This is a genomic window from Streptomyces sp. NPDC096105 (assembly GCF_044763335.1).
Lineage (GTDB): Bacteria > Actinomycetota > Actinomycetes > Streptomycetales > Streptomycetaceae > Streptomyces.
Genome location: NZ_JBIWGC010000024.1, coordinates 1 through 6,888, shown reverse-complemented (window position 1 = coordinate 6,888; position 6,888 = coordinate 1). Strand labels below are relative to the sequence as shown.

Here is a 6,888-nt window from a genome sequence, read left to right as displayed (position 1 = left end):
AGATCCCCGCACGCTCCAGAGCGTCCGCCACCAGCCCCAGATTGTCCGCCGCCGCACCCGCCGCCGTGAACGAGTCGACCACCCGCCCCCACAACGGATCACTGTCGGACGACACCTGGCGCACACCCGCGTCGGAGCGCAACAGGCCCTGCCGCTGCCGTGTCACCCGCAACAACCACGCCCGGCGCTTCTGCGCCTGCATCGCGCTCTTGGTCCGCGACTTCAGACTGCTTCCGATGCGGGTACGCACACTCACTTCAATCCCAAACCCTTCGGCGAGTCCCGACGTGGCCTACATGATGGAGGCATCAAGGCGACCAGCGGCAACGAGCGCTGCACCCCCATACGGCGCCAGACGCGGAGCGCACGGGGCCCCTCCAGGGTCAAGCCGCAGAGGGGAAGTTTACAGCAACGCGGTCACATTCCTGTTCGACGACGTCGGCCGCCACGACCGGCGGAACGCACACCATCGTCGTTTGTGTTTGCGACCGTCAATTCCGGGACTTACACCCCCCGCAAGCGTAATCTTCGGACATATCCCTCCCTCTTGAGATACCGACCGTTCCCGTTCACCCGGCGATCACTTTCGTGATGTAGCACACACTCGCGTTTGGAAGCAGAGTGTTCGGGCGAGCATGCAGACTTACGGTCATGCGTGTACCTTCACTCCCCGAAGTCCGCCGCCTCACGGAGAAGCAGCGAGACGCCTGGTGGACCGTTCTCCTGGTCGACCCCGTCGCCACCCCCCTGGTCCGGTGGACCGCCATGTGGACCCGGGTGACCCCGAACCAGATCACCTGGGCCGCCCTGGTGCTGGGGATCGGGGCCGCGGCCTGCTTCGCCCAGGGTGACTGGCAGTGGCTGATCGCCGGAGCCGTCGTCTATCACGTCAGCTTCATCCTGGACTGCATGGACGGGAAGCTCGCCCGTCTGACGGGGAAGGGCTCGGCGTTCGGCGCCTGGCTCGACTACATCTTCGACCGCGTCCGCGTGCTGGTCTGCGCCGTCGCCCTGATGGGCGGGCAGTACCAGCGGACGGAGGACGTCACCTACATATGGCTCGCGGTGGCCGTGGTGTTCCTCGACATGCTCCGCTACATGGACGCGCTCGAGATATGGAAGGTCCGCCTGAACATGCGGCGGCGCCAGCGTGAGCGCGCCGCGGAACTGGGGCTGATCGACCCCACGCCCCAGGACAACGGCTCCGACGAGGACTCCGAGGCCGACGACACGCCGGTGAAGGGCACCGCCAAGGTCCCCGCCCAGCCGACGGGCAGCGAGGCGTCCGCGGTCACCGCCCAGGCGCCGGCCCCCGCGCACGTCGTCTCCCCGGCGAAGACGTTCATCACGCGTCTCCCCGGCTATGTGCGGCTGCGCGACTTCCTCATCAGCCACCGGATCCGCATCCACCTGTTCAGCGGCATCGAGTTCCAGATGACGATCTTCATCGTCGCGCCGCTGGCCAACTCGATCTTCTGGCCGACGGTCGCCGCGGGCGCCCTGCTCCTCGCCTTCGAGGTGCTCGTCGTCTACCGCCTCCTCCTCGCCACCCGCGCCTTCCAGCGCACGATGGCCCGGTACGACCGCCTGGAGGCCGAGATGAAGTCCGACATCGCCCCCAGCCCGTCGGAGCAGACCACGCTGGTCTGAGGGGGAGCCGGGCGGCCGGCGGAACGGACGGACGCGGACGCTCCGGACGGGGAGTGTGCGGATCCCGACGCGTCCCCGGACTGCGCGGCCTCGCGGAGCCGTGCACGGTCACGGGCGGCTCGACGACGCGGTCGTCGGCGAGGGGCAGTCCGCCGAGGCCGTGGCGGTCATGGACGCCGTGGTGAGGGACGCCCTCGCGAAGGACACGGAATCCGGCCGGAACCTCCACGTGACCTCCTCTCCGGCCGATCACCGGTACGAGCGGGGAGAAAACCGGGCGTGTCGCCCTCGGCACCGTGCGCCGACCGGGCGGACGTCCCGGCCCGGGGGGCCGCCTTCGCACTGTCCTGAGTCATTTGTTACGACAATACGGCGGAAGATGCGACGGGTCCGGGGTCGGACGGAGATACGCTCGGTCATCCGACTCCGCGTCGATCACCGGCGTCAGCAGGTCCCGGAGGCACCCGGCCCCGGACCGTGTCGCAGACTTCCCAGGTCTCGCCGATGCTCCATGCTCCACGAACAAGGAGAACCTCCAAGGTGTCCGCCCGCGATCTCGCGTCCCCACCGCGGCCTTCAGCAGATGACACCCCGTCCGTCCCCCAGGCGCGGGGCGACTCCCCCGCACCGCCGTCCAGCGGGAACGCCGCCCCCGCGGCGGGCGGCGCCGGGCTGAGGCTGGACATCCAGGGACTGCGCGCGGTGGCGGTCACCCTGGTGGTGGTCGCCCATGCGGGGGTGTCGTCCCTGGCCGGCGGTTTCGTCGGCGTGGACGTCTTCTTCGTCATCTCCGGCTTCCTCATCACCTCGCTGATGCTCCGCGAGTGGAAGCGTGAGGGACGGATCTCGCTGGGCCGCTTCTACGCCCGCCGGGCCATGCGCCTGCTGCCCGCCTCCACGCTGGTCGTCCTGGCGACGCTGGCCGGGTCCTGGCTCTTCCTGGGCCCGCTGCGGTTCGCGGACCACGCCAAGGACGCCATCGCCTCCGCCTGGTACGTCGTCAACTTCCGACTGGCCGACTCGGGCACCGACTACTTCCACACCGACGTGCCGCCCTCGCCGTTCCAGCACTTCTGGTCGCTGGCGGTGGAGGAGCAGTTCTACCTGATCTGGCCCGTCGTGCTGATCGTGGCGCTGAAGATCCTCCGGCGCCGGGCCCTGCTGGCGATCCCGCTGCTGGCCCTGGCCGCCGCGTCCTTCGCCGTCAACCTGCACCTCACCGAGACGTCCCCGTCGTGGGCCTACTTCGGCTCGCAGGGCCGCATCTGGGAGCTGGCGGTCGGCGCGCTGCTGGCGCTGGTGGCGCACCGGCTGAACGACATCCCGCGCCCGGTCGCCGCGGTCCTCAGCTGGGCCGGCCTGGCCGCCATCGCCTACGCGGCGGTGGCCTTCGACGAGAGCACCGTCTTCCCCGGCCACAACGCCGTCATCCCGGTCCTCGGCGCGGCGGCCGTGCTGGCCGGAGGCGCGGCGGGCGGCCGCTACGGCGCGGGCGCGCTCCTGTCGCTGCGGCCCGCCGTGTGGGTCGGCGGGATCTCCTACGCCTGGTACCTGTGGCACTGGCCGCTCATCGTCATCGTGCCCGCGGCCTTCGGCTTCGGTGAGAACGAGGGCCCGCTGCGGCTGATCGCCGCCCTGAGCGGTCTCGTGCTGGCCTGGGGGACGCTGCACCTGGTCGAGGACCCGATGCGGTTCCACCGGGCGTTCAAGGCCCACGCGGGCCGGGGCCTGTCGCTGGGTCTGGGTCTGTCGGCGGCCGCGGCGGCGGCCGCGCTGGTCACCCTGCAGTTCCCGCCGAGCCTGTCGTCGGGCGGCGCGCAGCAGAACACCGAGGAGGCGATCGCCCAGGCGCCGGACCCGCAGGCCGCGCTGACCCGGCTGCTGCAGAACCCGGCGGAGGAGATGCCGTCCAACCTCTCGCCGAGCGTGCACGACGTGGCGTACGAGCGGACGGCGGTCTACGACGACGACTGCGCGCTGACCATGTCGGAGGAGAAGCAGACGCAGCCGTGTCTGTACGGCGACAAGGACGGCGAGCGCACCGTGGTGCTCTTCGGCGACTCGCACATCGCCCAGTGGTTCCCGGCCTTCGACGCCATCGCCCGCGAGCACGGCTGGAAGCTCTACTCGTTCACCAAGAACGCCTGCAAGGTCGCCCGGATCACCATCGCGTACAACAACGGCCCGTACGCGTCCTGCGACGAGTGGCGTGAGGCGACCATCGAGAAGATCCGCGCGATGGAGCCCGACCTGGTCGTCACCTCCAGTTCCAACTCGGCGAAGCTGTGGGGCGAGGGCGACATCGCCGCCGAGTGGGGCGAGGGCCAGGCCGAGACGTACCGGATCCTCCAGCAGGGCCGCACCCGGGTGCTCACGCTGCTGGACAACCCGTGGCCGAAGAACAACGCGGTGGACTGCGCGGTCGCCCACCCGGACGACCTCGACGCGTGCGCCAACGAGCGGTCCGAGGCCGACCCGCAGCCCTCGGTCACCGAGGCGATCCGCGAGGCGGCGGCCGCCGAGGACGTGACGGTCATCGACCCCTACGACTGGGTCTGCGCCCCGTCCGGCACCTGCCCGGTCGTGGTGGGCAACACCCTGGTGTACCGGGACTTCGGCCACCTGGCGGACGCCTACGTCGAGGCCCTGACCCCGGTGGTGGAGGAGCGGCTGCTGCGGCTCTTCGGGGCGGACCTGAGCCGGACCCCGGGAGCCTGAGCACCGGCCGCGGCGAGAAGGGCCCGTTCCGACGGAACGGGCCCTTCTCGTGCGCGTGGGGCGCTTCTCGGTCAGAACGGCTCGAAGCCGTCGAACTCCCGCTGCGCCTCGTCGCGTTCGGCGTCGCGGTCGCGGCGGCGCTGGGCGGCCGGGCGGGGCGCCTCGAAGCGGTGGTCCTCGCCGCGGCGGCCGAGCATCTCCGCGCCGGCGGTGACGGACGGCTCCCAGTCGAAGACCACGGCGTTGTCCTCGGGACCGATGGCGACGGCGTCGCCGGAGCGGGCGCCGGACTTCATCAGCTCGTCCTCGACACCGAGGCGGTTGAGCCGGTCGGCGAGGTAGCCGACGGCCTCGTCGTTGTTGAAGTCGGTCTGCCGCACCCAGCGTTCGGGCTTCTCGCCGCGCACCCGGAACACCAGCTCGCCGTCGGCCTCCTCGCGGGTGACGGTGAAGCCGGTGTCGTCGACCGCCTTGGGACGGATGACGATGCGGGTCGCCTCCTCCTTCGGCCTGGCGGCGCGCGCCGTGGCCACCAGGTCGGCGAGCGCGAAGGACAGCTCGCGCAGTCCGGTGTGGGCCACGGCGGACACCTCGAAGACGCGGTAGCCGCGCGCCTCCAGGTCCGGGCGGACCATGTCGGCGAGGTCCTTGCCGTCGGGCACGTCGATCTTGTTGAGGACGACGAGCCGCGGCCGGTTGTCCAGCCCGCCGTACTGCCGCAGCTCCTCCTCGATGACGTCGAGGTCGGAGACGGGGTCGCGGTCGGACTCCAGGGTGGCGGTGTCCAGCACGTGCACCAGCACGCTGCACCGCTCCACGTGGCGCAGGAACTCCAGGCCCAGTCCCTTGCCCTGGCTGGCGCCGGGGATCAGGCCGGGGACGTCGGCGATGGTGTAGACGGTCGAACCGGCGGTGACCACACCGAGGTTGGGCACCAGCGTGGTGAACGGGTAGTCGGCGATCTTCGGCTTGGCGGCGCTGAGCACGGAGATCAGGGACGACTTGCCGGCGCTGGGGTAGCCCACCAGGGCCACGTCGGCGACGGTCTTCAGCTCGAGGACGACGTCCCGCAGGTCGCCCGGCTCGCCGAGCAGCGCGAACCCGGGGGCCTTGCGCCGCGCCGAGGCGAGGGCGGCGTTGCCGAGCCCGCCGCGGCCGCCCTGGGCGGCGACGTAGGAGGTGCCGTGGCCGACGAGGTCGGCGAGGACGTTGCCCGCCTTGTCGAGCACCACGGTGCCGTCCGGCACGGGCAGGACCAGGTCCTGGCCGTCCTTGCCGGAGCGGTTGCCGCCCTCGCCGGGCTTGCCGTTGGTGGCCTTGCGGTGCGGCGAGTGGTGGTAGTCGAGCAGGGTGGTCACGGACTGGTCGACGGTGAGGATCACATCGCCGCCGCGTCCGCCGTTGCCGCCGTCGGGTCCGCCGAGCGGCTTGAACTTCTCGCGATGGACGGAGGCACAGCCGTGGCCTCCGTTACCCGCGGCGACGTGCAGTTCGACGCGGTCCACGAAGGTGGTCATGAAGGGTGCCTCCAGTTACTACGGGGTTGTCTCTTGGGTAACACGCGAAAGGCGGACCCGCTTCCCGTCGGGAAGTGAGGTCCGCCTCGCGAAAGCGTCCGATCAGGCGACCGGAACGATGTTCACGACCTTGCGGCCACGGCTGGTGCCGAACTGCACCGAACCGGCCTGCAGCGCGAACAGGGTGTCGTCGCCGCCGCGGCCGACGCCGGCGCCCGGGTGGAAGTGGGTGCCGCGCTGGCGGACCAGGATCTCGCCCGCGTTGACGACCTGACCGCCGAAGCGCTTCACGCCGAGGCGCTGAGCGTTGGAGTCACGACCGTTACGGGTGGACGATGCGCCCTTCTTGTGTGCCATCTCTCCTCAGTCCCTTACTTCGCAGCCGCGGGGATCTCAGTGACCTTGATCGCCGTGTACTGCTGGCGGTGGCCCTGACGACGGCGGTAGCCGGTCTTGTTCTTGTAGCGCAGAATGTCGATCTTCTGGCCCTTGTGGTGGTCCACGACCTCGGCCTGGACCTTGATGCCGGCCAGCACCCAGGGGTCGCTGGTCACGGAGTCGCCGTCGACGACGAGCAGGGTCGAGAGCTCGACCGTGTCGCCGACCTTGGCGGTGGAAATCTTGTCAACCTCGACGATGTCGCCGACAGCAACCTTGTGCTGGCGACCACCGCTGCGCACGATGGCGTACACGCGGATCTCACTCTCACTCGAAGAACGGCACCCCCGCAGGCCAGTCGCCCACGCGCATACGCGGACGACCTCTCCCGGCCGCGGCCCGCGTCCGGGAGGAAGAGGTTTACGGGGATGTGGCGGTCCCGATGGACACGCCGACGGTCAAGGTTACGGGGCCGGGCCCACGGGGGTCAAACCGGACCCCCGCGGCCCGCGCCGGTCAGTACCCGGCCACGATCTCCCGTCCGCGGGCGAGGTCGTCGTGGTTGTCGATCTCGACCCACGGGACCTCGCCGATCGGCGCCACGTCGATCCGGAAGCCCCGGTTC

5 protein-coding genes and 2 pseudogenes are annotated in these 6,888 nt (G+C 70.6%); 2 read left to right on the top strand and 5 right to left on the bottom strand.

Annotation, left to right across the window (positions count from 1 at the left end):
• A pseudogene (locus ACIQ8B_RS27970) lies at positions 1 to 256 on the bottom strand (sugar phosphotransferase); the annotation flags it as partial.
• Between the two features lie 395 nt (positions 257 to 651).
• Here ACIQ8B_RS27970 and ACIQ8B_RS27965 point away from each other — a divergent pair.
• Entirely contained in the window at positions 652 to 1,650 is a 999-nt protein-coding gene (locus ACIQ8B_RS27965; RefSeq protein ID WP_241911306.1) for a CDP-alcohol phosphatidyltransferase family protein, read from the top strand.
• A 540-nt stretch (positions 1,651 to 2,190) separates the two neighbouring features.
• Positions 2,191 to 4,368, top strand: coding sequence for an acyltransferase family protein (locus ACIQ8B_RS27960; RefSeq protein ID WP_403550592.1), 2,178 nt, complete (start codon positions 2,191 to 2,193; stop codon positions 4,366 to 4,368).
• Positions 4,369 to 4,439: 71 nt separating this feature from the next.
• Here the strand turns inward: ACIQ8B_RS27960 and obgE are convergent, their stop codons facing one another.
• The 4 genes and pseudogenes from obgE to ACIQ8B_RS27940 form a co-directional block, all read right to left on the bottom strand.
• On the bottom strand, positions 4,440 to 5,885 hold the full coding sequence (gene obgE / locus ACIQ8B_RS27955) for a GTPase ObgE (protein WP_290010561.1): 1,446 nt from the start codon (positions 5,883 to 5,885) through the stop codon (positions 4,440 to 4,442).
• A 102-nt stretch (positions 5,886 to 5,987) separates the two neighbouring features.
• Complete coding sequence (rpmA, locus tag ACIQ8B_RS27950) at positions 5,988 to 6,242, bottom strand: 50S ribosomal protein L27 (protein ID WP_006132816.1); 255 nt, start codon at positions 6,240 to 6,242, stop codon at positions 5,988 to 5,990.
• A 14-nt stretch (positions 6,243 to 6,256) separates the two neighbouring features.
• A complete protein-coding gene (rplU, locus tag ACIQ8B_RS27945; protein ID WP_006132815.1) occupies positions 6,257 to 6,577 on the bottom strand; it encodes a 50S ribosomal protein L21 in 321 nt (106 codons plus the stop codon).
• 202 nt (positions 6,578 to 6,779) lie between these two features.
• Positions 6,780 to 6,888: pseudogene (locus tag ACIQ8B_RS27940) on the bottom strand (phosphocholine cytidylyltransferase family protein); the annotation flags it as partial.